This is a genomic window from Achromobacter sp. ACM03 (genome assembly GCF_014851665.1).
In the GTDB taxonomy this organism is placed as follows: Bacteria; Pseudomonadota; Gammaproteobacteria; order Burkholderiales; family Burkholderiaceae_B; genus Achromobacter; species Achromobacter aegrifaciens.
Genome location: NZ_JACVAD010000003.1, coordinates 178,676 through 203,927 on the forward strand (window position 1 = coordinate 178,676; position 25,252 = coordinate 203,927).

20 protein-coding genes are annotated in these 25,252 nt (G+C 67.1%); 7 read left to right on the forward strand and 13 right to left on the reverse strand.

The genetic code is table 11. The features are described from left to right. The first annotated feature begins 89 nt into the window (after positions 1 to 89). From IB257_RS16525 to IB257_RS16535, 3 genes are read left to right on the forward strand one after another with little or no spacing between them, the layout of a single operon-like run. On the forward strand, positions 90 to 704 hold the full coding sequence (locus tag IB257_RS16525; RefSeq protein ID WP_054450479.1) for a TetR/AcrR family transcriptional regulator: 615 nt from the start codon (positions 90 to 92) through the stop codon (positions 702 to 704). Continuing rightward, positions 701 to 1,144 carry a PaaI family thioesterase gene (locus IB257_RS16530; protein ID WP_054450477.1) on the forward strand — a complete coding sequence of 148 codons (444 nt, stop codon included), beginning with the start codon at positions 701 to 703 and terminating at the stop codon, positions 1,142 to 1,144. The genes IB257_RS16525 and IB257_RS16530 overlap by 4 nt, the downstream gene beginning before the upstream one ends. Further along, entirely contained in the window at positions 1,141 to 1,578 is a 438-nt protein-coding gene (locus IB257_RS16535; protein WP_054450475.1) for an NAD(P)-binding domain-containing protein, read from the forward strand. Before IB257_RS16530 ends, IB257_RS16535 begins: the two co-directional genes overlap by 4 nt. Here IB257_RS16535 and IB257_RS16540 read toward each other — a convergent pair. From IB257_RS16540 to axyZ, 7 genes are all read right to left on the reverse strand, one after another. After that, positions 1,549 to 2,316 (reverse strand): phosphatase PAP2 family protein, encoded by a 768-nt coding sequence (locus IB257_RS16540; protein ID WP_054450473.1) that lies wholly within the window; start codon positions 2,314 to 2,316, stop codon positions 1,549 to 1,551. The two genes, IB257_RS16535 and IB257_RS16540, sit on opposite strands and share 30 nt — an antisense overlap. Before the next feature lie 41 nt (positions 2,317 to 2,357). Further along, the gene (locus IB257_RS16545; protein WP_192492584.1) at positions 2,358 to 3,140 is read right to left on the reverse strand and encodes a metallophosphoesterase; all 783 of its coding nucleotides are present in this window, start codon (positions 3,138 to 3,140) and stop codon (positions 2,358 to 2,360) included. After that, a complete protein-coding gene (locus tag IB257_RS16550; RefSeq protein WP_054450469.1) occupies positions 3,137 to 4,111 on the reverse strand; it encodes a diacylglycerol kinase family protein in 975 nt (324 codons plus the stop codon). Before IB257_RS16550 ends, IB257_RS16545 begins: the two co-directional genes overlap by 4 nt. 79 nt (positions 4,112 to 4,190) lie before the next feature. After that, positions 4,191 to 5,990 (reverse strand): gamma-glutamyltransferase family protein, encoded by a 1,800-nt coding sequence (locus IB257_RS16555; RefSeq protein ID WP_125472573.1) that lies wholly within the window; start codon positions 5,988 to 5,990, stop codon positions 4,191 to 4,193. A gap of 151 nt (positions 5,991 to 6,141) precedes the next feature. Next, complete coding sequence (locus IB257_RS16560) at positions 6,142 to 7,632, reverse strand: ABC transporter substrate-binding protein (RefSeq protein WP_054450465.1); 1,491 nt, start codon at positions 7,630 to 7,632, stop codon at positions 6,142 to 6,144. A gap of 210 nt (positions 7,633 to 7,842) precedes the next feature. Next, positions 7,843 to 8,739, reverse strand: coding sequence for a LysR family transcriptional regulator (locus IB257_RS16565; RefSeq protein WP_119449054.1), 897 nt, complete (start codon positions 8,737 to 8,739; stop codon positions 7,843 to 7,845). Positions 8,740 to 8,814: 75 nt separating this feature from the next. After that, on the reverse strand, positions 8,815 to 9,453 hold the full coding sequence (gene axyZ, locus IB257_RS16570; protein ID WP_119449053.1) for a multidrug efflux transcriptional repressor AxyZ: 639 nt from the start codon (positions 9,451 to 9,453) through the stop codon (positions 8,815 to 8,817). Positions 9,454 to 9,676: 223 nt separating this feature from the next. Here axyZ and IB257_RS16575 point away from each other — a divergent pair, with 223 nt between their 5' ends. Genes IB257_RS16575 through oprZ form a run of 3 tightly spaced genes read left to right on the forward strand, consistent with a single transcriptional unit; the run spans position 9,677 to position 15,411 of the window. Further along, entirely contained in the window at positions 9,677 to 10,888 is a 1,212-nt protein-coding gene (locus IB257_RS16575) for a MexX/AxyX family multidrug efflux RND transporter periplasmic adaptor subunit (RefSeq protein ID WP_192492585.1), read from the forward strand. 6 nt (positions 10,889 to 10,894) lie between these two features. Then, positions 10,895 to 14,032 carry a multidrug efflux RND transporter permease subunit gene (locus tag IB257_RS16580; protein ID WP_175159636.1) on the forward strand — a complete coding sequence of 1,046 codons (3,138 nt, stop codon included), beginning with the start codon at positions 10,895 to 10,897 and terminating at the stop codon, positions 14,030 to 14,032. Then, a complete protein-coding gene (oprZ, locus tag IB257_RS16585; RefSeq protein WP_054450454.1) occupies positions 14,029 to 15,411 on the forward strand; it encodes a multidrug efflux RND transporter outer membrane subunit OprZ in 1,383 nt (460 codons plus the stop codon). Before IB257_RS16580 ends, oprZ begins: the two co-directional genes overlap by 4 nt. A 4-nt stretch (positions 15,412 to 15,415) precedes the next feature. Here the strand turns inward: oprZ and IB257_RS16590 are convergent, their stop codons facing one another. The 5 genes from IB257_RS16590 to IB257_RS16610 form a co-directional block, all read right to left on the reverse strand. Then, complete coding sequence (locus tag IB257_RS16590) at positions 15,416 to 16,072, reverse strand: metalloregulator ArsR/SmtB family transcription factor (protein ID WP_119449049.1); 657 nt, start codon at positions 16,070 to 16,072, stop codon at positions 15,416 to 15,418. Positions 16,073 to 16,125: 53 nt separating this feature from the next. Beyond that, positions 16,126 to 17,571, reverse strand: a complete 1,446-nt coding sequence (locus IB257_RS16595) for an efflux transporter outer membrane subunit (protein ID WP_119449048.1) — start codon at positions 17,569 to 17,571, stop codon at positions 16,126 to 16,128. 15 nt (positions 17,572 to 17,586) lie between these two features. Further along, positions 17,587 to 20,691: a MexW/MexI family multidrug efflux RND transporter permease subunit gene (locus IB257_RS16600; protein ID WP_175159632.1), complete on the reverse strand. Its 3,105-nt coding sequence runs from the start codon at positions 20,689 to 20,691 to the stop codon at positions 17,587 to 17,589. A gap of 16 nt (positions 20,692 to 20,707) precedes the next feature. After that, the gene (locus IB257_RS16605; RefSeq protein WP_054450445.1) at positions 20,708 to 21,835 is read right to left on the reverse strand and encodes an efflux RND transporter periplasmic adaptor subunit; all 1,128 of its coding nucleotides are present in this window, start codon (positions 21,833 to 21,835) and stop codon (positions 20,708 to 20,710) included. A gap of 177 nt (positions 21,836 to 22,012) precedes the next feature. Continuing rightward, positions 22,013 to 23,983: a choline BCCT transporter BetT gene (locus IB257_RS16610; RefSeq protein ID WP_054450443.1), complete on the reverse strand. Its 1,971-nt coding sequence runs from the start codon at positions 23,981 to 23,983 to the stop codon at positions 22,013 to 22,015. Positions 23,984 to 24,130: 147 nt separating this feature from the next. Between IB257_RS16610 and IB257_RS16615 the strand changes: the two genes are divergently transcribed. Further along, positions 24,131 to 24,511, forward strand: coding sequence for a VOC family protein (locus tag IB257_RS16615; protein ID WP_054450441.1), 381 nt, complete (start codon positions 24,131 to 24,133; stop codon positions 24,509 to 24,511). Positions 24,512 to 24,529: 18 nt separating this feature from the next. Here IB257_RS16615 and IB257_RS16620 read toward each other — a convergent pair whose 3' ends face one another. Further along, positions 24,530 to 25,153, reverse strand: a complete 624-nt coding sequence (locus tag IB257_RS16620; RefSeq protein ID WP_119449046.1) for a TetR/AcrR family transcriptional regulator — start codon at positions 25,151 to 25,153, stop codon at positions 24,530 to 24,532. Positions 25,154 to 25,252 lie beyond the last annotated feature (99 nt).

Genomic DNA, 25,252 nt, shown 5'->3' on the forward strand with positions numbered 1-25,252 from the left:
AGGAATGCGCCGACTCGTCCACTATCAATAACGTTGTTATTTATAAAAATCGCCGATATGATCGAATCGTCGACTCACCATTCAGCCATATGCCTACGCCCACGTCCCGCGCCGACCGTTCCGAAAGACTGAATGCGTTGCGCCGCCAGCTGGTTCTGGACGCCGCCCAGCGCGTGTTCGAGCGCGACGGCCTGGAGAAGACCACGATCCGCGCGATCGCCAAGGAGGCCGGCTGCACCACCGGCGCCATCTATCCGTGGTTCGCCGGCAAGGAAACCATTTATGGCGCACTGCTGGAGGAATCGCTGGAACGCCTGCATGCGCATCTGGCCGAGGCGGCCTCCAGCGGGCCGGCGCCGGCCGCGGCGCGCACTGCGATCCATGCGTTCTTCGGGTACTACGCAGAACGGCGGACCGACTTTTCGCTGGGCATGTACCTGTTCCAGGGGCTGGGGCCGCGCGGCCTGGGCCGGGAAATGGACGAACGGCTCAACGCCCGCCTGCGCCAGTGCATAGATCTGCTGGGCGTGGCGCTGGCCCGGACCAAGTCCTGGGAGGCCGCGACCGTCGCCGTCGAACAGATGAATCTCTTCACCTATTTGATGGGGTTGCTGCTGCTGCTGCACACCCGCCGCCTGAAATCCCTGGGCCAGCAAGCGGAAACGCTGCTGGACAACTACTGCCTCGCCCTGGAGCAACGATGACCGCAACCGACCTGGACACCCCGGCCGACGCCCCGCTGATCAGCCTGGCCGACTTCCATATATTGCTGGCCGACCAGCATCCGTTTTCCATGCTGTTGGGCATAGACGTGATACGCATCGGCCGCGGCACGGCGCGCGCGGTGCTGCCGGCGCGCGACGCCCACCAGCGGCTGGGCGGCATCGTTGCCGGCCCCATGCTGATGGGCCTGGCCGACCTGACCATGTACGCGGCGGTGGTGGGCGCCACCGGACAGGCGCACGCAGTGACTGCCAGCCTGACGATCAATTTCCTGCGCAAGAGCCCCGCGGGCGCCATCTATGCCGACGCCCGGTTGCTGAAAGTGGGCCGGCTGTCCGCGGGCGAAGTCATCCTGACCGGCGAGGGTTCGGACGAACCTCTTGCCCATATCGTGAGCACGTGGTCCGTGCCCAAGCCATGAGCATGCGCGTGAGCATCGTCGGCATGGGCAGGATCGGCACGCAGGCCGCACAGCGCCTCCTGGCGGCCGAGCCGGACATCGCGCTGACCCTCTACGACATCGAGCCCGGGCGTTGCGAAGACTTCCGCGGCAGCGCGACGCTGGCCACCTCCGCGCGGGAAGCGCTGGAAGAATCCGACACCATCGTGCTGGCCCTGCCACGCGAACGCGAGATCGACCGCACGCTGGAGCGTTTCAGCGACGGCAACGTGACGGCGCCGGTGGCAGGCAAGCTGATCGTGGATCTGGAGCCGCCTTGCGCCGAACGCGCGCGCAGCCTGGACCAGGCCATCGTCGCGGCGGGCGGCCGCTACACCTGCGCGCCCCTGGCCGCGGCGGTGGACGCTCCGCTCGCCGAGACGCGCTTACTGAACGCGCTGGCCCGCGGCGCATGAGGGCCGCAGGCGCTGCGCCGCCGCCACGCACAACGCCAACCAGGCCAGGCTGACCGCGAAGCCCGCCAGCACGTCGCTGGCGAAATGGACCTGCAGCAGGATGCGGCTGAGTCCGATCGCCATGATGAGCGCCGCCAGCAGCGCAATGCCGGGCAGGCGCCAGGCAGGCGGCGCCAGACGCCACAACAGATAGCAGGCCATGCCGTAGACGGCCATCGCGGCAGAGGAGTGGCCGCTGGGAAAGCTCCATCCCGCCACGCTGGCGTAGCCATGATCGTGCTCTGGCCGCACCCGTTCGAAGGCGTGCTTGAGCAGCCAGTTGAGCGCGCCGCCCACGCCCGTGGCGACGGCGCAGACCAGGGCCAGCCGCCATTCTCCGCGCCACAACAGAAACAGCGTCATCAGCACGCTGACCCCGGTCAGGAATTTCCGGTCGCCCAGGTAGGTGAACCAGGACAGCAGCCACAGCAACGGCGTGGACATGGACATGCTCAGGGAATTGGCCAGGGCCCGGTCGAACGCCACTACCCTCCCCTCGCTTTCTATCGCGAAAGCCAGGACCAGGAAGAGTACGAGCGCGGCGCACGTACCCGTCATGAAGAGGGCGTCGCGGCGACGGCCGCGCAGACTCAGGCCGCAGCGCGCAAACACGAGCGCCACCCCGCCGGCCAGCAACGGCAGCGCGATGAACAACTGCAAGGCATGGGCCGCGGCCCATGCCGCGTACGCGTCCGTCATGAATAAGAGCCCGCCACGATGAAACTCCCGATCCTTCTCAATTACAGCGCGACCAAGGTCTTGTCTACCGGTGCAAAAGCATGCGCCCCGGCGGCGTAGTCCCAACGCTCGATATGGCACTCGCCTGCCCCCTCGCAGGTGATGACATTGACCGAATTGGGCACATTGCCGCGCACGCGGCGCGAGCAGGTGGTTCCGGCCTGGACGACCCAGCCGCCGGAAGGCGCCGCCGGGTTCGCGGGCAGCACATAGGGCAGATGGATATGCCCCCCCAGAATCAGGTCCACGCCCGCCTGCGTCCAGGCTTCGAGAGCCCGTTCGCGCCCGTTCAGCAGATTGGACAGGTCCGACTCGACCTTGGCGCGCACGGGATGGTGCGCCACCACGACGCGCAACTGCCCGGGCCTGGCCTGGCGCAGCCTCTCCGCGACCCGGGCGATCTGCGCGCCGGATATCTCGCCATCCTTGCGGCGGCGCGGGCGTGTCGTGTTGACGCCGATGGCGAGCAGGCCGGCGTTCTCGAACACGGGTTCGAGCACTGGCCCCAAAGCCCGCTTGTAGTTGCCGTAAGGATTGAGCGCGCGCGCAAACACGTTGAACAGCGGAATGTCGTGATTGCCCGGCACGGTCAGCACCGGCAGCGACAGGCGCTCGATGAACCTGCGGGCGGCGGCGAACTGGCCGCGCCGCGCGCGTTGCGTGATGTCACCGCTAAGCACCACCAGGTCAGGCGCAAGCGTGCAGGCCAGGTCCAGCGCAGCTTCGACCACGGGTTTGCGTTCAGTGCCGAAGTGGGTATCGGAAAAATGCAGGATACGGGTCATGAACGGTCCAGATATTGCGAGTCCGCCGGCACCACCAGCGGCAGCCGTTCGTCGGCCACTTTGAATTCCAGCGGCGTATCCATCCAGGAGATTTCGCCGTCCATCGCCACCTTGACGCGGCGGCGCCCGCGCACGGCCACCGTCAGACGGTCGAAGGCGAAACTCACCACATGCTCGGCTTCGCCCAGGCGGCTGAACAAGCCGCGCAACAGCAGGCCATAGAGCGCCAAGGTGCCAACCGGCCGCGCCGCCATGGCGATCAGGCGGTTCTGATCCAGCTCAGCCGATTCGATGCCGATGTGCTCCAGCTGGAGCTTGTTGTTGCCCACCACCAGGGTGGGCGAGCGCAGATTGCGGGCCTGCCCGCCATGATCCAGCAGCAGGCTCAACTGGCGCGGCGCGCGCAGCAGGGTGACCAGGCCGGACCACAGCGCCACCATCCGGCTGCGGCCGTACTTCTGTTTATAGGCTTCGCGGTCCTCGAGCAATTGCGGATACAGACCCAGGCTGGCATTGACCAGGAACAGCCGGCCGTTGAGCATGCCGACTTGCACCGGCCTGGGCTGGCCTTGCAGAAAGCCGCGCAAAGCCACCTCGGTATCTTGCGAGATGCCGTAGCTGCGCCCGAAGTAATTGAACGTGCCCTGGGGCAGGATGCCGAACGGCACTCCTTTGCCAAGCACCACACCCGCGACCGCATTGAGCGTGCCATCGCCGCCTGCCGCGATGACCACGCCCTGCTGTTCCTGCGCGCGCGTGACTGCGGCCTCGGCCGTGGCGGTCAGGCGCGACGGATCCTGCACGGGCATCAATTCGTAACGGCGCCCGGCCTCGTCGAGTATGCGACGGATCGTGTCTTGGAGGATCTGCGCGTCGCCGCGTCCCGATCCGGTATTGAGGACGATGAAGAGGGGTTCTTGTCCCGTCAGGGAATGGGCCGCTGTTGCCGGTTTATGCTGGGTTGGCGTCATGCGACAAACATACCCCATGCCGGCAAAGCGCCGCAACAAGGCTGGCGGCGGACGCGCCAGGCGCGCCCGCCGCCGCCGTTCAGCGGCCGATGGCGTAAGCCTGCATCAGGCGCGGCGTGGCTGCCGCGTGCAGGAGGCCGTCGGCATCGCGCGAAGCCGCGGTCAACCTGCCCACCGACCACTCTGGCACTTCCTCGATCTGGTGCCCGCGCTGGCGCAGCGCCGCGATGACCTCGGCGCCGAAGCTCGCCTCCACCGCCAGATGCCCCGGCTTGCGGTCGCGCGGATAGAAGGACGTGGGGAAATGCATGGTGTGGGACATGGGCAGGTCGATCGCTTCCTGCAGGTTCAGGCCGTGGTGCACGTGACGCAGGAAGAACAACAGTTGCCATTGCTCCTGCTGGTCGCCGCCCGGCGTGCCGAAGGCCAGGTAGGGCTTGCCATCGCGCAGCGCCAGCGAGGGCGTCAGCGTGGTGCGCGGACGCTTGCCGGGCGCCAGCGTGCCAGGCAGCCCTTCTTCCAGCCAGAACATCTGCGCGCGGGTGTTCAGGCCGAAGCCGAGTTCCGGGATCACCGGCGAAGACTGGAACCATCCGCCCGAAGGCGTGGCCGAGATCATGTTGCCCCAGCGGTCGATGACGTCCACGTGCGTCGTGTCGCCGCGTTTGGCGGAGGCGCGCATGTCGGCAAGCGTGGGTTCATTGGTGGCGCTGCCGGGCGCGGATACCTTGGACAGGCGCTCCAGCGTGTCCATGACGCGCTTCACTTGCGCCTCGAAACCCGGCACTTGGCCGGGCAGCAGATCTTGCGAAGCCGACTCGCCGATCAACGCGCGGCGTTCGGCGTTATAGGCGTCGGACAGCAGATGGTCCAGCGGCACGTCGACGAAGGCCGGATCGCCGTAATAGGCCTCGCGGTCGGCGAAGGCCAGCTTCATGGCCTCGGTCACGCGGTGCACGAATTCGGCGCTGGTCGGGCTCACGCCTGCCAGATCCATCTCCTTGAGCAGCGCCAGGGTCTGCAGGAAGACCGGACCTTGACTCCAGGAGCCGGCTTTCGCCACGGTGTAGCCGTGATAGTCGTAGGTGACCGGCGTGTCGTAGCTGGCCGACCAGCCCGCCAGGTCCTCGGCGGTAATGACGCCGCGGTGGGTGGACCCGCTCTCGTCCATGACATCGGTGTTGCGCGCAAACTTGTCGATTTCCTCCGCAATGAAGCCACGGTAGAAGGCGTCGCGCGCCGCTTCGATCTGGCGCTCGCGGTCTGCGCCGGCGCTTTCGGCCTGCTTCAGCACGCGGGTCCAGGTGCGAGCCAGCGCCGGATTGCGGAACAGTTTGCGGGCCTCGGGCACCTGGCCGCCCGGTACGTAGACCGCGGCCGTCGTGGGCCAATGGGTCTGGAAGAAGTCCTTCAGGCCGGCGATGGTGTTGGAGATGCGCGGCATGAGCGCGTGGCCGTGCTCCGCGTAATAGATGGCGGGCTCCAGCACGTCGCGCACGCGCATGCTGCCGTGGTCACGCAGGAGCAGCATCCAGGCGTCGAAGGCGCCAGGGATGACCGTGGCCAGCAGGCCGTTGCCAGGGATGAGCTTGAGGCCTTCGGCGCGGTAGCGTTCGAGCGTGGCGGCAGCGGGCGTGGTGCCCTGGCCGCACAGCACTTCGACGCGGCCGGTGCGCGCGGAATAGAACACCGCGGGCACTTCGCCGGCCGGGCCCACCAGATGGGGTTCGACCACCTGCAGCACGAAGGCTGAGGCCACGCAGGCGTCGAAGGCGTTGCCGCCGCGCTCCAGCAGCGACATGCCGGCGGCGCTGGCCAGCCAATGGGTGGAGGTCACGACACCGAAGGTGCCAAGGATTTCCGGGCGAGTCGTAAACATGGCTCACCCCCTACCCGCTGCGCGGGCCCCCTCAAGGGGGCGACGCCCGCGGACCGGCAAAGCCGGATCCGTGGCGTCCCCGATGTGCCGCGCTACGTGGATGCTGTTGCTCGCTTGCGCATTCGGCACGCTTGATAGCATGGTCATGGTTCTACCTCACATTTTTCAGACGGATCAGGCCGTCGGGGTAAGGCACGAAGCCCTCCACCTTCTTCTGCACGCCGAAGGTCCACGGCAGGTAGAACAGGTAGACGATCGGGCGCTGGTCCTGCATCGCCGTCAGCACCTGGTCATACATGGCGCGGCGCTTGGCGGTGTCCGATTCGGCGCGGGCGTCGTTGAGCAGCTTGTCCACGGCGGCGTCGCAGAACTTGCCGTCGTTCAGGTTGCCCTTGCAGCTCAGGTACTGGTGGATGTTGCCGCTGGGATCGACGCGGCCCGACCAGCCGCTCTGCCCTACTTCGAAGTCGCCGCGCGCGAGCGAGGATTGCAGGGACGCGAACTCCACCGGACGCAGTGTGATGTCGAAGCCCGCTTCGGCGCCCATGGCCTGTACCAGCTCGAACACCTGTTGCATGGTGGTGTTGTTGCCAAAGGTGATCTCGAACTTGACGCGGTCATAGCCCGCTTCCTTCAACAGCGCCTGCGCCTTCTTGGGGTCGCGGCCCTTGTGCTCGAAGGCGGTGTTGTAGGCGAAGCTGGCCGGCGGGAACGGCTGATAGGCGGGCTGGAACATGCCTTCGCCGATCACCTGATTGAGCACGTCGCGGTCGATCGCGAGGTCCAGCGCCTGACGCACGCGCTTGTCCTTGGCCAGGGGGTTGTTGGCGCGCGCGCCATTGGCCAGGTTCACCGAAATGGCCTGGAAGCCCAGGCCGGTCACCGGCGCCAGGGTCAGGTTCTTGTCGTCCTTCACCGCCTTGGCATCGCTGGGCGCGACGCGCTCGATGATGTCCAGGTCGCCGGCGCGCAGGTTGTTCAGGCGCACGGTGTTGTCGGGAATCGGGGTGTAGACCAGACGGTCGAAGTGATAGTTGGCGGCGTCCCAGTACTTGGGAAATTTCTCGAGCACGATGCGGTCGTTCTGCACGCGCTCCTTGAACTGGTAGGGGCCGGAGCACACCGGCTTGCCGCCAGGGTCCTTGTCGAAGCTGGCGGGAGACATCATCATCCCGGCGCGGTCGGACAGCTGCGACAGCAGCGAGGCATCGGGTTCGGACAGCGTCAGCACCACGGTGCTGGCGTCCGGGGCCTCGACGCTGGCGACGGTGGCCAACTCGCTCTTGCGGTTGCTGTCGGGCAAGGTGCGGGCGCGGTCCAGGTTGGCCTTGACGGCGGCGGCGTTCACCGGCGTGCCGTCATGGAAAACGGCGTCGGTGCGCAGCTTGAAGGTCAGGACCTTGTTGTCGGGGCTGAAGGTCCAGGATTGCGCCAGCTGCGGCACGATCTTCAGGTCCGGCGTGATCTCCACCAGCTTGTCGCAGAGGGAAGCGAAGACGATGCGGCCCACGAAGGTGCGCGCGCGCACCGGGTCCAGCACGTCGGGGTCGTCCTGCAAGCCGATACGCAGGGTGGATTGCGCTTGCGCCAATCCGCTGGCCAGCATTCCCGCCATGGCCATGGCGAGGCAAAGTTTACGCATGAAAGATCTCCGTCGGTTCAGGTCGGCCTGGTTCCCCACGCGGACGCGCCGCCCGGCATGAGGGAACAGACCCGAGCCGTGCTGCATCCGGGTCCATCCCCCGCTGCGCACGTTCTTGTTGGATTCTGCGCCAGGCGCGCGGCGATTGTATAGAGCGGCGGCTGTCGTAAGCCTAAATGCGCGCCGGACGGCCGCCTTGCGGACGCACCCTCAGGGGATGCGGCAAGGGGCCGCGAAGTCCACGGCGGCCTGGACCTCGGCGCGCAGCTTGGCGACCAGCGGCCGGGCATCATCGCGGCGGTACTGGAATGCATAAGGCATGGCCGCCAGCGGCGTATCGCCTTCCAGCACGCGCAGGCTGCCCTCGGCCTGCAAGGCGCGGGCCCAATGGCTGGGCAGCAGGCCGACCCCGGTGCCTTCTATCAGAAGGCCGACCACCGCCCCCCAGTTGTTGCAGCAGAGGCGTTCGCCGCCGGCATCGCGGCCCGCCAGCCAGTCGTCGATGATGCGCGTGGTGCCGGCCCCCGCCGGCAGCGTGACCAGCGGCAGGCGGGCAAGCAGCTCCGGCGTCATGCGCGTGGCGCCGTCCAGCAGCGCCGGCGCGGCGACCCAGGAAAAGTCGGCCTGGCCTATGGCCGTGGAAGCGATATTGGGCCGAGAGGAACGGCCGGCGATCACGGCAAAGTCCAGTTCGCCGTCGGCCACGCGCTGCTCCAGCACCTGGCCGATGTCCACATAGGGTTCCAGCACCAGGTCCGGATAGGCGGCGCGCACGCCCCGGATCAGCCGCGGCAGCCAGGTGAGCGCGGTCAGCTCGCCCACGCCGAAGCGGCAGCGACCGCTGAGCCCCGCGCTTTGCGCCAGCGACGCCCGTATCTGCTCCGCCGAGGCCAGCAGGTCGCGCGCCTGCGGCAGCAGGCGCTGGCCGGCGTCGGTCAGCACCGCCTTGTGGCCGCTGCGATCGAACAAGGACAGGCCCAGGCCTTCCTCGAGCTCGGTGATGCGCTTGGACAGCGACGATACCGACAGATGCAGACGCTCGGCCGCCACGGCGAAACTTGCGCAGGTGGCGGCCCAGTAGAAGGCTTCGAGTTGCTTGAGGGTCATGCGCGGATTGTAGGGGCGTCCGGCATGGGGATGCTCAGTTCAGGAGCATCCCGTTGAAAAGCGCCCGCCGCGGAATCAGGCGGCTTTCGGCGTCAGCAGGTGCGCGGAAAACCGGAGGGTATCGATGGCGGCGCGGAGCATGCGCTCGACGCGCGGCCACATGTCGCCCTTGAGGCGATCGGACCAGCAGATGCTGTCAAACACCCCGTCGACCAGGGCGTGCAGATAAAGATTGGACAGGCGCACGTCCAGCGCGCGCGGCAGGTCCTCGCGCTTGACCGCGGCGCGCAGCAGTTTCTCCGAGGTGCGCAGGGCGTGGCGCTCCCACAAGTCACGGCGGCGCAGCAGCGGCGCGTTCTCGTCGCTGCGTTCGCATTTGAGGTACAGGATTTCCAGCACGCGCTGCACCGAGCCTTCCTGCGCGTAGATCTGGATGTATTGCCGCATGGAGGTGTAGAGCGATTCCAGCGCCTCGCCGTCGGTCGAGACATGAGTCAGGGGAGCAGCCTCGCCCAGCGCGCGGTCGCACATGGCGATGCAGACGTCGATCTTGTTTTTGTAATGGCCGTAGACGGCGCCCCGGGACACCCCTGCGTGGTCGGCGATGTCGCTCATGGTGGTGGCGGCCACCCCCTTGGACAGGAACACGTGCTCCGCGGCATCCAGGATGCGGTCGCGGGTGCGTTGGGACTCTTCTTTCGTCTTGCGGGCCATGCGGGGGACCTCCTTCTTAAAAACCGGCTGCAAAAAAACGGCGGCTTCAAAACAAGAAGCCGCCTCTTTCGTCACTGTGAATAAGTGTGAAGCGGGGAGCATACTTCCGAACAAAATAATTAATCAAGCGTGACGGATTAAATGATAGACTCGCTTCCCCACGCGGGAAAGTCGGCGCCTTTCCCCACCTCAGCCCTCTGCGGGCCCATCAGAAATTTTAAAAATGAAGCAAAGAGTCTCTCTACGCACGCTCGCCCTTTCTTCCGTACTAATTCTTATTACCGGTTGCTCGAAACCGGAAGCCCAACAAGCCACCGAGGCTCCCGCCGAAGTCGGCGTCATCGTTGCCCAAGCCACGCCCACCAGCGTCGCGACCGAATTGCCGGGCCGGCTGGAGCCCTACCGCGAAGCCGAAGTGCGCGCGCGCGTGGCCGGCATCGTCACCGCGCGCCTGTACGAAGAAGGCCAGGATGTGACGCGCGGCGCCGCCCTGTTCCAGATCGATCCCGCGCCGTTGCAGGCCGCCTACGATTCGGAAGCCGCGAACCTGGCGCGCGCGCAGGCCAATCTTTCCGCCGCCGCCGACAAGCTGCGCCGCTACGCTGACCTGGTGTCGGACCGCGCCATCAGCGAACGCGACCACGCCGAAAGCGTGGCGCAGGAGCGCCAGGCCCGGGCCGAGGTCGCCCTGGCCCGCGCCAACCTGCAAAGCGCCAAGCTGAAGCTGGATTACGCGCGCGTCACTTCGCCCATCGACGGCCGGGCGCGACGCGCGCTGGTGACCGAAGGCGCACTGGTGGGCGAAGGCCAGGCCACGCCGCTGACGGTGGTGCAGCAGATCGATCCCATCTACGTGAACTTCGCCCAGCCGGCGGCCGAGGTGATGCAGTTGCAGAAGCAGATCCGCGCGGGCGCCCTGGAAGGCGTGGCGCCGGACCAGGTGCGGGTGCGGCTGCTGCTGCCCGACGGCTCGGAGTACGGGCGCGGCGGCACGCTGTCGTTCGCCGATCTGGCGGTGGATCCCGGCACGGACAACGTCACCATGCGGGCGCTGTTCGAGAACCCGGGCCGCGATCTGCTGCCGGGCATGTATGTGCGGGTGCGGCTGGAGCAGGCGATCAACCGCGACACCTATCTGGTGCCGCGCAACGCCCTGCTGCGCAATGCCGAAGGCGCGCACGTGCTGGCCGCGGGTGCAGACGGAGAGCTGAAGAAGATCGCCGTCACCGCAGAGCGGCTGCAGGGTCCGAACTGGATCGTCACGCAGGGATTGGCAGGCGGCGAACGCATCGTCGTCGAGAACGCCGCGCATATGGCGGCGGGACAGAAAATCAAACCGGTGGAGCGGGCCGCGCCCGGTGCGCAGCCCCCCGCCGCCGGCAACCCGGAGGCCGGCGTCCACGCTAGGACGTCCGCGCCGGGCCAAAAAGGATAAACCGCAATGGCGCGTTTTTTTATCGATCGCCCCGTCTTCGCCTGGGTGATCTCGCTGCTGATCGTGCTGGTCGGCATCCTGTCAATCCGTGCGCTGCCGGTGGCGCAATATCCGGACATCGCTCCGCCCGTGGTCAACGTCGGCGCCAGCTACCCCGGCGCCTCGGCCAAGGTGGTCGAAGAGGCCGTCACCGCCATCATCGAACGCGAGATGAACGGCGCGCCGGGACTGATGTACACCTCGTCCAGCAGCGACTCGACGGGCTGGGCCAGCATCAACCTGACTTTCAAGCAAGGCACCAACCCGGACCTGGCGGCCGTGGAAGTGCAGAACCGCCTGAAGGCGGTGGAGCCGCGCCTGCCGGAATCGGTGCGCCGCGACGGCGTGCGCGTGGAGAAGGCGGCCGACAACATCCAGCTGGTGGTGTCGCTGAAATCGGACGGCGGCCTGGATGACATCCAGCTGGGCGAGCTGGCCGCTTCCAACGTGCTGCAGGCGCTGCGCCGCGTGGAAGGCGTGGGCAAGGTGCAGTCGTTCGGCGCGGAAGCCGCCATGCGCATCTGGCCGGATCCGGCCAAGCTGACGGCCATGTCCCTGACCCCGGGCGACATCGTCTCGGCCCTGCGCAGCCACAATGCGCGCGTCACCATCGGCGAGCTGGGCAACCAGGCCGTGCCCAAGGACGCCCCGCTGAACGCCAGCATCGTCGCGGGCGAGTCCCTGCGCACGCCCGAGCAATTCGGCAACATTCCGCTGCGCGCGCAGCCGGACGGCGCCACTTTGCGCCTGAAGGATGTGGCGCGGGTCGAGTTGGGCGGCACCGACTACATGTACCTGTCGCGCGTGAACGGCATGACCGGCACAGGCCTGGGCATCAAGCTGGCGCCGGGTTCGAACGCGGTCGAAACCACCAAGCGCATCCGCGCGACCATGCAGGAGCTGGCCCAGTATTTCCCGCCGGGCGTGACCTGGGACATTCCGTACGAGACATCCACCTTCGTCGAAATCTCGATCAAGAAGGTGCTGATGACCCTGCTGGAAGCCGTAGCCCTGGTGTTCTGCGTGATGTACCTGTTCATGCAGAACTTCCGAGCCACGCTGATTCCGACGCTGGTCGTGCCGGTGGCGCTGCTGGGCACGCTGGGCGTGATGCTGGGGCTGGGCTATTCCATCAACGTGCTGACGATGTTCGGCATGGTGCTGGCCATCGGCATCCTGGTCGACGACGCCATCGTGGTGGTGGAAAACGTCGAGCGCATCATGGCCGAGGAAGGCTTGTCGCCGCGCGAGGCCACGGTCAAGGCCATGGGCCAGATCAGCGGCGCCATCGTGGGCATCACGGTGGTGCTGGTGTCGGTGTTCGTGCCGATGGCCTTCTTTGACGGCGCGGTGGGCAACATCTACCGCCAGTTCGCCGTGACGCTGGCCGTGTCGATTGCCTTCTCGGCCTTCCTGGCGCTGTCGCTGACGCCGGCGCTGTGCGCCAGCATGCTCAAGCCGATCGCCGCCGGCCACCACGAGAAGCGCGGCTTCTTCGGCTGGTTCAACCGGGCCTTCGCGCGCCTGACGGCGCGCTACACCGCCCGGGTGTCGGGCGTGCTGGCCCGTCCGGTGCGCTTCGGCCTGGCCTATCTGGCGGTGATCGCCGCGGTGGCGCTGCTGTTCGCCCGGCTGCCCTCTTCCTTCCTGCCGGACGAAGACCAGGGCAGCTTCATGGCCATGGTCATCCTGCCCCAGGGCTCGCCGCAAGCCGAAACCATGGCGATGGTGAAAGAGGTCGAGCGCTACATGATGGAGCATGAGCCCGTCGAATATGTGTATTCGGTCAACGGCTTCAGCAACTACGGCAGCGGACCGAACTCGGCCATGTTCTTCGTCACGCTAAAGGACTGGAAGCAGCGCGGCGGCGCCGACCTGCACGTGAACGCGGTGGTGGAACGCATCAACGCCGCCTTCGCCGACCGCAAGAACGTCATGGTGCACGCGCTGAACTCCCCGCCGCTGCCGGACCTGGGCTCCACCTCGGGCTTCGACTTCCGCCTGCAGGACCGGGGTGGACTGGGCTACGAGGCCCTGGAGCAGGCGCGCCAGCAATTGCTGGCAGCGGCGGCCAAGCATCCCGCGCTGACGGAGGTTGTCTTCGCCGGCCAGGAAGAAGCGCCGCAGCTGGAGCTGCGCGTCGACCGCGACAAGGCGCAGGCCATGGGCGTGCCACTGGACGAGATCAACACCGCCCTGGCGGTAATGTACGGTTCGGACTATATCGGCGACTTCATGCTCAATGGCCAGGTGCGGCGCGTGACCGTGCAGGCCGACGGCAAGAGCCGTGTCGACATGGAAGACGTGTCGCGCCTGCATGTACGCAACCTGCAGGGCCAGATGGTGCCGCTGTCGGCCTTCGCCACCCTGAAATGGTCGATGGGACCGCCGCAGCTCAACCGCTACAACGGCTTCCCGTCGTTCACCATCAACGGCTCGGCCGCGCCCGGGCACAGCAGCGGCGAGGCCATGCGCGCCATGGAGGCGCTGGCGGCCGAACTGCCGCGCGGCATCGGCTTCGACTGGTCGGGGCAGTCCTACGAGGAACGGCTGTCCGGCAACCAGGCGCCCGTGCTGTTCGCGCTGTCGGTGCTGGTCGTGTTCCTGGCCCTGGCCGCGCTGTATGAAAGCTGGTCGATACCGCTGGCGGTGATCCTGGTGGTGCCGCTGGGCGTGATCGGCGCGGTGCTGGGCGTGACGCTGCGCGGCATGCCCAACGACATCTACTTCAAGGTCGGCCTCATCGCCACCATCGGGCTGTCGGCCAAGAACGCGATCCTGATCGTGGAAGTGGCCAAGGACCTGGTGCGCGACGGCCAGGGCATCGTGTCCGCCACGCTGGAGGCCGCCAGGCTGCGGCTGCGGCCCATCGTGATGACCTCGCTGGCCTTCGGCGTGGGCGTGCTGCCCCTGGCGCTGGCCACCGGCGCGGCCTCGGGCGCCCAGGCCGCGATCGGCACGGGCGTGCTGGGCGGCATCGTCACGGCGACGGTGCTGGCCATCTTCCTGGTGCCGCTCTTCTTTTTGATCGTGGGCCGCGCGCTGGGCATGCGCGTGCGTCCCTCGCGTCCGCAAGGCCGCGAAACGCTGGAGACCACGCCATGAAGGCTATGGCAATGACCCTGCTTGCGCTGGCCCTGGCCGGCTGCTCGCTGGCCCCCACCTATGAGCGACCGGCAGCGCCGGTCCCCCAGGCCTATGACACGGTCGCCGCGGACGGACTGGCGGCGATGCCGCAGGACTGGCGCGATTACTTCAACGACCCGGCGCTGCAGGCCTGGATCGCCGCCGCGCTCGAGAACAACCGCAACCTGCGGGTGGCGGCGCTGCGCATCCAGGAAGCGCGGGCGCTGTACGGCGTACAGCAGGCCGACCGCCTGCCGTCCATCGACGGCACGGGCGAGTTCAGCCGCGGACGCGGCGCGGAGCCCGGCCAGCCGCGCATGCCGGTGGCCGACCGCTACCGCGCCGCCGTCGGCATCGCCGCGTTCGAACTGGATTTCTTCGGCCGCGTGAAGAGCCTGAGCGACGCGGCGCTGTCGCGCTACCTGGCCAGCGAGGAAGCGCACCGTGCTGCCACGCTGTCGCTGGTTTCGGAAACGGCCACGGCCTACTTCAACCAGCGCTCGCTGGCCGAACAGCTGCGCCTGACCGAAAGCACGCTGGCGCTACGCGAGGCCTCGCTCAAACTGACCCAGCGCCGTTACGACGCCGGGCTGGAAACGGCCGTGGGGCTGCGTACCGCGCAGATGCTGGTGGAATCCTCGCGCGCCACGCATGCCGAACTGAGCCGGGAATACCGGCAGTCGGTGCACACCCTGGGCCTGCTGGCGGGCGACTTTTCGCTGCCGCCCGACACCGATGCCGTCACGCTGGAAAGCCAGAGCCTGACACCGCTGGCCGCGGGCCTGCCTTCAACCCTGCTGGTCCGTCGCCCGGACTTGCGCCAGGCCGAGGACACGCTGCGGGCCGCCAACGCCGACATCGGCGCGGCGCGCGCGGCGTTCTTCCCGTCGGTGCAGCTGACGACCGACATCGGCACCACGGCGGGCAGCTTCTCGGACCTGTTCGGTTCGGGCACGGGCACCTGGACCTTCGCGCCCAAGCTGACGCTGCCCATCTTCAACGCCGGACGCAACAGCGCCAACCTGTCGCTGGCGGAAGCGCGCAAGGACATCGCGGTGGCCCAGTACGAGGGCAGCATCCAGCAGGCCTTCCGCGAAGTGGCCGACGCGCTGTCCGCGCGCGACACGCTGCGCGCCCAGATCGACGCCCAGCGCAAGGTCCGCGACGCCGACCGCGACCGCCAGCGCCTGACCGAAAGGCGCTACGAACGCGGCGTGGCGAGCTACCTGGAAATGCTGGAAGCGCAGCGCAGCCTGTTCGAATCCGAACAGGAGTTCATCCGGCTGCAGCAGCGCCGGCTGGTCAATGCGGTGGAGTTGTACAAGGCGCTGGGCGGCTGGGAGCAGCCCCGCTCATGACTGGTCAGCCAGCCTTGTCGATACGGTAGGCGCAGCGGCGCGCGCCCGCGAGGATGTGTTCTTCGCGGCGCACCCGGACTTCTGCTCCTAGCACCTTGTGGAAGAGCTCCAGCTCGCTGCGGCAAAAACCCATACAGGCTTTGGCCGCGGAGCAGATCGGGCAGTGGTTCTCGATGAACAGGAAGTCCGCGCCATCCTTGCGCAGCTCGGCCATGTAGCCTTCGGCAGAGCGGACTTCCACCAGCCGCTCCAGCCTTTCCTTCAGGCTGCGGGCGCCCTGCATGGCCTGGCGGTAGCTGTTGAGCATGGCGGCTTCGCGCGCCTGGATCAGCTTTTCGATGCCCTCTTCGCCAAACACCTGGCGCACCGCGCCCAGCATCTGCACCGTCATTTCGGCATGCGTGTCCGGGAAGCGCCCGTTTCCGGCATCGGTCAGGAACCAGATCTGCGTGGGCCGGCCCCGGCCCGCGCTGTGGCTTTCGGAATCCACCAGTCCTTCCGCATGCAGGCGCGTCATCTGCTGACGCACGGCCTCGGCCGTCACGTCCAGGGCCTTGGCAATGACGGCGACGGATTGCGGGCCCCGCGTCTTCAGGGTCATGAGCACGCGATCGGCGGGCTGATGCTCCCAGACCACGGGATGGGACGGACTGTCAGACATGGATGTGCATACTCCGGTTGTTTGCCTATGGTGCCATGAACCTGGCCTGCCGGTCAGCCGGAAGCGGCCGGCGGATCCATCGAGGGCGCCTCCCATCCGCCCCCCAAAGCTTTGTACAGCGCGATCAGGCGGGTATAGGACTCGGTTTCGGCCACGGCCACGGCGTCCTGGGCGCGCAAAAGCGTACGCTGCGCGTCCAGCACCGTCAAATACGGCGTACTGCCCTCACGGTAGCGCAGCTGCGCCAGTTCCGCCGCCCTGCCGCTATGCGCGGCCGCCTGCGCCAGACTGCCCAGGCGCTGCTGGGTCTGGCCGTACTCCGTCAGCGCCGATTCCAGTTCCTCGACCGCGCGCAGCACGGTCAGCTCGTAGCTGGCGACGGCGCCGTCCGCGCGCGCCACCGCGCCACGCTTGCGCGCCAGCGCCGTGGGCAGATGGAAGGCAGGCCAGTTGGCCGTGGCCGCCACGCTGAACGCGCGGCTGGCCGATGAGCCGAAATCCGCGCCGCGCAGGGCGACGAAACCCAGGAACCCGCCCAGGTCGATGCGCGGATAGAGCTCCGCAGTCGCCACGCCCACGTCGGCGTTGGCCGCAGCCATGCCGCGTTCGGCCGCCAGCACGTCCGGGCGGCGCGACAGCAAGGCGCTCACGTCGCCGATCGGCAGGCGGGTATCCAGGGGCGCCAGCGCCTTGCCCGCATCGAGCTCGCCCAGCTCCACCGGCCGCAGGCCCGCCAACACCGCGATCCGGTACTGCGCCAGCCGTCGGGCCGCGATCTGCAACGGCACGCTGGCCTGCACGGTCTCCAGTTCGGCGCGGGCGCTGGCCAGGTCGCCTTCGTCGCCGCGGCCGGCCGACACCATGGCCTGGATCACGCGCAGGCTGTCGCGCTGGCTTTCCAGGTTGGCGCGCGCCACGGCCAGGCGCTGTTCCGCGCCGCGCAGCTCGAAGTAATTGCGCGCCACTTCGGCGGCCACGACGATGCGGGTCTGGGCCAGGTCCGCTGCCTGCGCCTCGCTGCGCGCGGCCGCGCCCTCGGCCGCCCGGCGCAGCCGGCCGAACAGGTCCAGCTCCCAGGTGGCGTCAAAGCCCGCCCGGTAGCTCTCGGCCAGATTGCGCTGGCCCGCGACGCCGGCATTGGCCTGCGACAGGCTGCGTTCATAGCCGCCGCCCAGCGTGACCGCCGGCAACTGGTCCAGTTCCTTCTCGTCCAGCACCGCGCGCGACTCGGCCAGGCGCGCCTGCGCCATGCGGATATCCAGATTGCGCGACAGCGCCAGATCGATCAGCCGGTCCAGCTGGGGGTCCTGCAATTGCTTCCACCAGTCGCGCTGCAATTGATCGGTTGAGAACAGGGCCTGTTCAGGGCTGGCCAACGCCACCGGAGCAGCCTGGGGTTTCTGGTAGTCGGGTCCGACGGCGCAGCCGGCCGTGGCCAGCGCGGCCAGCAGCACGGCCGCGCCGCGGCGCATGCGTATGGAAAGTTGTGAGTGCTTCATGATGGTTTCCTTCGGCTAGGCGGAGGCGCCGGGCGCCGCGGCGTCCTCGGCCTGGGCCAGCGCCAGTTCCCGGGCGCGCGGCGTGTCGTGCGCTGCGCGGTGGTCGCGGGCGAATACGGTGTAGACGGTGGGCAGCACGAACAACGTAAACAGCGTGCCCACCAGCAGGCCCACCACGATGACCAGGCCCAGGCTGTAGCGGCTGTGCGCGCCCGCGCCGCTGGCGAACAGCAACGGGATCAGGCCCATGACCATGGCGGCGGTCGTCATCAGGATGGGACGCAGCCGGATGCGGGCGGCCTGCTCCATCGCGGTGCGCCGGTCCAGCCCGTGGCTGACCTGCATTTCATTGGCGAACTCCACCATCAGGATGCCGTGCTTGCTGATCAGGCCGATCAGCGTCACCAGCCCGATCTGGGTATAGATGTTGACGGTAGCCATGCCCAGCGCCAGCGGTATCAGCGCGCCGCAGATCGACATGGGCACGCTCACCAGGATGATGAAGGGGTCGCGCAGGCTCTCGTATTGCGCCGCCAGCACCAGGTAGATCACGATGATGGCGAAGATGAAGGTGATCATCAGCGCCGAGCCTTCCTGGCTGTACTGGCGCGCGTCCGACTGCCAGTCGTAGCTGAAGCCCGCAGGCAGGAACTGGGCTTGCTGGGTCAGGAACTGCACCGCATCGCCCATGGTCACACCAGGCATCGGAATGGCCTGGAAGGTGGCCGCGTTGAGCTGGTTGAACTGCGTCAGCTTGTTGGGCTCCACCCCCATGGACACGGTCACAAGGTTGGACAGCGGCACCTGCGCGCCGCTGGCGCTCTTGACGTAGTAGCGCGCCAGCGACTCCGGCGAAATACGCTGTTCGCGCAGGCTCTGCGGAATAACGTCGTAGGAACGGCCGTCCATGCCGAAGCGGTTCACGTAGTTCTCGCCCACCAGCACGGCCAGCGTGTCGCCGATGGCCTTCATGGTGACACCCAGGCTGTTGGCCTTGGCGCGGTCCACCTTCAGTTGCACCACCGGATTGTTGTAGTCCAGGTCGCTGTCGACCACCATGAACAAGCCGCTTTCACGCGCCGCCTTCTTCAGGCCCTCCATGGCCTCATAGACCACCGGATAGTCGGACGCGCTCATGATGACCATCTGCACCGGCAGCCCGCCGGTGGAGCCCGGCAGGGACGGCAGCTGGAAGGCGAAGATATTGCTGCCCTCGACCTGGTTCACCATGGCCTGCATGTCGGCCTGGATCTGGTCGGCCGAACGCTCGCGCTTTTCCCAAGGCACGAAGTCCACGCCGCCGATGCTGTTGGAGACGCCGTCGGAACCGTTGATCAGCCAGCGCCCCTGCTGTTCCGGCAGGGTCTTCATGACGTCGTCCCACTTGCGGCCGAATTTCTCCACGTAGTCGATATTGGCGTGCTGCGGCGACTTGATCGCGGTCAGCACTGTCGACTGGTCTTCGACCGGCGCCAGCTCGCGCTGCGCGGCGTTGTAGAGGAACGGCAGGCTCGCCAGTACCGCCACGGCAATCAGCCCGGTCACCCATCGGTGATGCAGCGAGACGTCCAGCACGCGGCCATAGGCATCGCCCAGGCGTCCGAAGAAATGCTCGGCGCGGCGCGCCATCCAGCCCTCGGAGACCCGGCTGTTGAGCAGGAACGAGCTCATCACGGGCGACAAGGTCAGCGCAATGACGCCCGACACGACCACGGACCCGGCCAGGGTGAAGGCGAACTCCTTGAAGAGCGAACCAGTAAGCCCGCCCATCAGGCCGATCGGCGCGTAGACCGCGGCCAGCGTGATGGTCATCGCGATCACAGGCCCCGCCACTTCGCGCGCGCCGATGAGGGCCGCGCGCACCGGCGACTTGCCCTCTTCGATGTGGCGGTGCACGTTTTCCACGACCACGATGGCGTCGTCCACCACCAGGCCGATAGCCAGCACCATGGCCAGCAAGGTCAGCAGGTTCACGCTGAAGCCGAACAGCGCCATGATGGCAGCCCCGCCCAGCATGGACAGGGGAATGGTCAGCACCGGAATCAGCACGGCGCGCAAGGAACCCAGGCACAGGAAGATCACCACCACCACGATGGCGATGGCCTCGATCAGCGTATGCACCACGCCATCGATGGAAGCGCTGATGAAGCGGGCCAGCTCGAACGGCACCTGTACGCTGGTGCCGGGCGGCAGGTTCTGCTTGATGTTGGGCAGCAACTCGTTCAGGCGTTTGACGATCACCAGCGGATTGCCCACCGGCGTGGCGTTAAGGCCGAAGTACACCGCCGGCTCGCCGTCCATCAGGCCGCTGGAATCGGTGGATGCCGCGCCCAGTTCCACCGTGGCCACGTCGCCCAGGCGCACGATCGCGTCGCCCTCGCGCTTGACCACCATGTCGCGGAATTCCGCGACGTTGACCAGGTCCGTGTTGACCTGGATGTTGGACACCACGTACAGGCCCTTGGCCTGCCCCGGCGCCGCCTGCACGTTGTTGTCGCGCAGCGCGTCGGCCAGTTCGCCCGCGGAAATGCCGCGCGCCGCCATCCGGTTCGGGTCCAGCCACACCCTCATGGCCAGTTTTTGCCCGCCGTAGAGTTCCACGCTGGCCACGCCGTCGATGGACGAGAGCTGCGGCTGCACCACGCGCGACAGATAATCCGTCAGGGACGCCAGCGACAAGGTGCTGCTGGAAAAGCCGACATAGGCCACGGCGGTCGCCTCGCCGGCGGACTTGACCAGCACGGGGTCGTAGACGTCCTGCGGCAGGCGGTACTTGACCTCGTTGACCTTGGCCATCACTTCAGTCATGGCCTTGTTGGAGTCGGCGTTCAGCTTCATCCGTACCGTGATCACGCTGCGGCCCTGCGTGGAGGAAGACGACAGGTAGTCGATGCCTTCCACCGTGGCCACGGACTGCGCGATGGGCTGGGTGACGAAGCCTTGCATGAGGTCGGGCGAAGCGCCCGGATACTGGGTGGTGATGGTGATGGTGGTGCTTTCGGTCAGCGGATACTGCCGCACCGGCAGGCCGCTCAGGGCCTTGATGCCCAGCAGCAGGATCAGCGTGCTGACCACCAACGCCAGCACTGGCCGGCGCACGAAGAGATCGGTGAATTTCATGTTCTGCTCCGCGCCCTTACCGGACTTGCGCCACGGTCTGCTGCGCGGCGTCCAACGCCACGGTGTCCTCGGCGCCAACCTCGACCGCCGCGCCGTTGTGCAGGCGCAGCTGGCCTGAGGTCACGACCTGGTCGCCCGCCTGCAAGCCTTCGGTCACGACCACGCGGCCGCGCACGCGCTCGGCCGTCTTCACATAGGCCTGGCGGACCGTCGGGCCGGCGGACGCCTCGCCCGCCTTGGGCGGGTTCAGCACGTAGACGGAATCGCCATAGGCGCTGTAACTGACCGCGGTTTCCGGCACGGTGATCACGCCGGGACGCGCGGGCAGGCCGATCTGGCCCTGGGCATACATGCCGGCCGCGAGCGCGCCGTCGGCGTTAGGCAGGGTCGCCTGCACGCGCACGGTGCGCGACCCTGCGTCCACTTGCGGCTCCACGGTGGTGATCTGACCTTCGAAGACGCGTCCCGCATGGGCGTCCACGGTCACCGCCACCGGCTGGCCCGCGCGCAACGCGCCCATGGCCTGCTCGGGCAGGGTGATGTTGGCGTACATGGCGGAAGCGTCGGTCAGCGATACCAGCGGATCGCCGGCGCGGGCGAATTGCCCCAGGTTCACGCGGCGCACGCCCAGCACGCCGTCAAACGGCGCCTTGATGCGCTTTTGCTCGATCAAGGCCTGCACGCGCTTGATGTCGCCCGCGGCCTGGTCGTAGTCGGCCTGCGCCTGGTCCAGTTGTTCGCGCGTGGCGGCCTGTTGCGGCAGCAGGCGGCGGGTGCGGTCCAGCAAGGCGCGCGCATTGCGCGCCTGGGCCTGCAGCCGGGCCAGTTCGCCCTGCTCGGGCGCGTCGTTCAATTGCACCAGCAACTGGCCGGCCTGGACCTGCGCGCCCGAGGCGAACAGGATACGGTCGACCCGGCCGTCCACTTCGGCCGCCACCTGCACCTGGCGCGCCGCCTCCAGCGAGCCGATGCCGCTCAGCGTGACAGGGAAGTCCGCCTGCCGCGCGGCGGCCACCGCGACCTTGGCCGGCGCCATGGCCCAGCCGCCCTTTTGCTGCGCGCCGCCGTACTTCCAGTACAGTCCGCCGCCCGCCAGCGCCAGCGCCACGACCCCGGCCGCCCACGCTCCTGATTTCGCCTTCATGATTGACTCGCTATTTATCAAAGAATGTTCTTGGATAATCCACGATATCGGGCATTTCGTCAAAAGGGTTAATCCAATCCCCTGCATAGCGGCGGACTATGGCGCGCAAGCCCCTGCGGGCCGTGTGGGCAAAAAAAAACCGCCAGCAGGCTGGCGGTTTCGTGGAGCGCAACGCGGCTAGGTCCGCACCATGTGCAGATAGTGGCGATGCCGTTCGTACTGGTCCAGGATGTCGCCGATGACGGCGTCGCGGCTCCAGCCCATGATGTCGTAATCCTGCCCGCCTTCGCGCAGGTGGACCTCGGCGCGGAAGTACTTGCGCTCGTCCTCGTCGGCCGCTTCCTCGGGCGTGAGACTGGGACGCACGAAAGCCTCGGGCTGCACCGCGTAGGAAAAGTCCAGGTGCTCGCCATGGGAGACTTCCATGATCACGCCCTCGTCGTTGCCGTGCTCGCGCACTTCCACCTGGTAGCCCTGCTTGCGCAGTTCGTCCGCCACGTCTTCCATGGCGGGCCGCACCACGTCGCTGATGAAGCGCTGCACATGGGCGCGGCGCGGCATCATGACCATGTTGCGCAGGCGCCGCTCCCATGACTGTCCGCCGCGCGCGGGGCGTGACAAGGTCAGCGACTGGTAGCGGATGCCGCGCTTGGTCGCGTCCAGCTTGAGCGCCTTGAACAGGCCCCACAGCGACAGCAGCAGAATGATGGAGAAAGGCAGCGCGCTGGCGATGGTCGCGGTTTGCAGGGCCGTGAGGCCATCGGCCAGCAGCAGCGCGATCGCCACCGCCCCCATCAGCACCGACCAGAAGATGCGTTGCCACACGGGCGTGCGGTCCGAACCGCCGGAGGCCAGCAGGTCGACCACCAGCGCGCCCGAGTCGGCCGAGGTCACGAAGAACACCGCCACCATCGCGATCGCGACGACGGACAGCACCCCGCTCCAGGGCAATTGTTCCAGGAAGGCGAACAGCGCCAAGGAAGAATCGGCCTGCACCACTTCCGCCAGGCCCTGCACCTTGTCGACCAGGATCATGTGGATGGCGGTATCGCCGAACACCGTCATCCAGAACAGCGTGAAGCCGGCCGGCACCAGCAGCACGCCGGTGACGAATTCGCGGATGGTGCGGCCGCGCGAGATGCGCGCGATGAACAGGCCCACAAAGGGCGACCACGCAATCCACCAGCCCCAGTAGAACAGCGTCCAGCCGCCGATCCAGTCGGTGGGTTCGTAGGCATACAGGTTGAAGGTCTTGTTGACGATGTCAGACAGGTAGGCGCCGGTGTTCTGAACAAAGGTCTGAAACAGGAACACCGTCGGGCCGACCACCAGCACGAACAGCAGCAGCACCGCCGCCAGCACCAGATTGGTCTCGGACAGGATGCGGATCCCCTTGTCCAGGCCGCTGGCCACCGACAAGGTCGCCAGGCCGCAGGTGACGATGACCAGGATGATCTGCGTGGTCACGCCCACCGGAATGCCGAACAGATGGTTCAGGCCGCTGTTGATCTGCGCCACGCCCAGGCCCAGCGAAGTCGCCACGCCCAGCACCGTGCCGATGATGGCAAAGATGTCGACGGCATGCCCGATGGGCCCGTGGATGCGGTTGCCGATCAGCGGATACAGCGCCGAACGCAGGGTCAGCGGCAGCCCGTGCCGATAGCTGAAGAATGCCAGGATCAGCGCCACCACCGCGTAGATGGCCCAGGCATGCAGGCCCCAGTGGAAGAAGGTGATCTTCATGGCTTCACGGGCCGCAAGGGCGGTGCCCCCCTCGCCCACGGGCGGCGCGATGAAGTGCATCACGGGCTCGGCCACGCCGAAGAACATCAGGCCGATCCCCATGCCCGCGGAGAACAGCATCGCGAACCAGGTGAAGTTGCGGTAATCGGGTTCACTGTGGTCGGGTCCCAGCTTGATGTCGCCATACCGGCTGACCGCCAGGAATACCACCGCGATCAGGATGATGGCCACGACCAGGATATAGAACCAGCTGGCGTTGCCCAATATCCAGCCCTGCACGGACTCGAACAGGCTTTGCGCGACCTTGGGCGCCAGGATCGCGAACCCCACCAGCAGCAGCGTGAACACGGCCGCCGGAAAGAACACTGGGCGATTGATGGTGGATGGTCGGGTTTCTGAAGTCATGCTGCCGCTCCTTTCGCCCGAGGGTTGGAAATTCCCAGCACGCGTCCCCCCTCAGTCCGGCCGCGCGCCGCAAGTATTACTATCACGGCCTAAGGCCGTCTGACAATCTGAAACCGCAAGCCGGGCCGGCCAGAGGAGAGATATCCCATGATCGATCACCTGGACCATCTGGTCCTGACCTGTACCGACCCCGACGCCACGGTGGACTTCTATACCCGGATCCTGGGCATGCGCCTGGAAACCTTTGGCGAAGGCCGCCAGGCGCTGCGCTTCGGCAACCAGAAGATCAACCTGCACGTGCGCGGCCATGAGTTCGAACCCAAGGCCCACCTGCCCGTGCCGGGCGCGCTGGACCTGTGCTTCATCGCCGATCGCCCGCTGGAAGACGTGATCGCGCATCTGAACCGCGAAGGCGCCCGGATCATCGAAGGCCCGGTGCCGCGCACTGGCGCCACCGGCAAGATCCGCTCGGTCTACCTGCGCGACCCGGACCTGAATCTCATCGAAATCTCGGAATTGCTGGCCTGAGGCCGGGAACCGGCCGCCTTAGTCGGTCTTCGGTTCGCCGAAGACCACGCTGCGGAAGAAACCGGCCAGCACGGCCTCGGTCATTTCCGGCGTGACGGCCTGCGGGTCGAAGGCATAGCTGAACTGCATGCCGTCCGACAGGGCCAGCAGGCCCAGTGCCATCTGTTCCGGCGGCATGCGTAGCGGCGTGCCGACCCGCGCGGAAAACTGGCGGATGTATTCCGTGGTGGCTTCGCGCAATTCCCGCATGCAAGCCACGAAGCCAGCCCGGAAATCCGGATCGCGCGCCGCCTGCAACTTGCCTTCCATCCACAGCAGGAAACAGTCGTTCTCGCGGTAATGCGTGGAGTAGTACTCGAGCACGCGGGCTTCCATCTGCGGACGCGATTCGCCGTCCTCGAAGATGGCGCGCATGTCGCTCATCACGCTCTCGTGATCGCGCCTGAGCAGTTGCAGGAACAGTTCGGACTTGCTGGTGAAGTTGGAATAAAAGGCCCCGCGCGTGTACCCCGCCTGCTCGGCGATGTCCTCCACGCTGGCAGCCACGAATCCCTTGGCAAGAAAGATCGATTGCGCAGCGTCGAGCAGACGCTGGCGCGTCTGGTCACGGCTTTGCTCTCGCGTAAGGCGGACTTTTGACATGGCGGGAGTTTAGCACTGGGGAGCATTTCAGATTCAATATTGAATTCGAATTCATACCTGTATTAGAATCCAGGCCGTATCGGGTCGAAACCGGCCCTT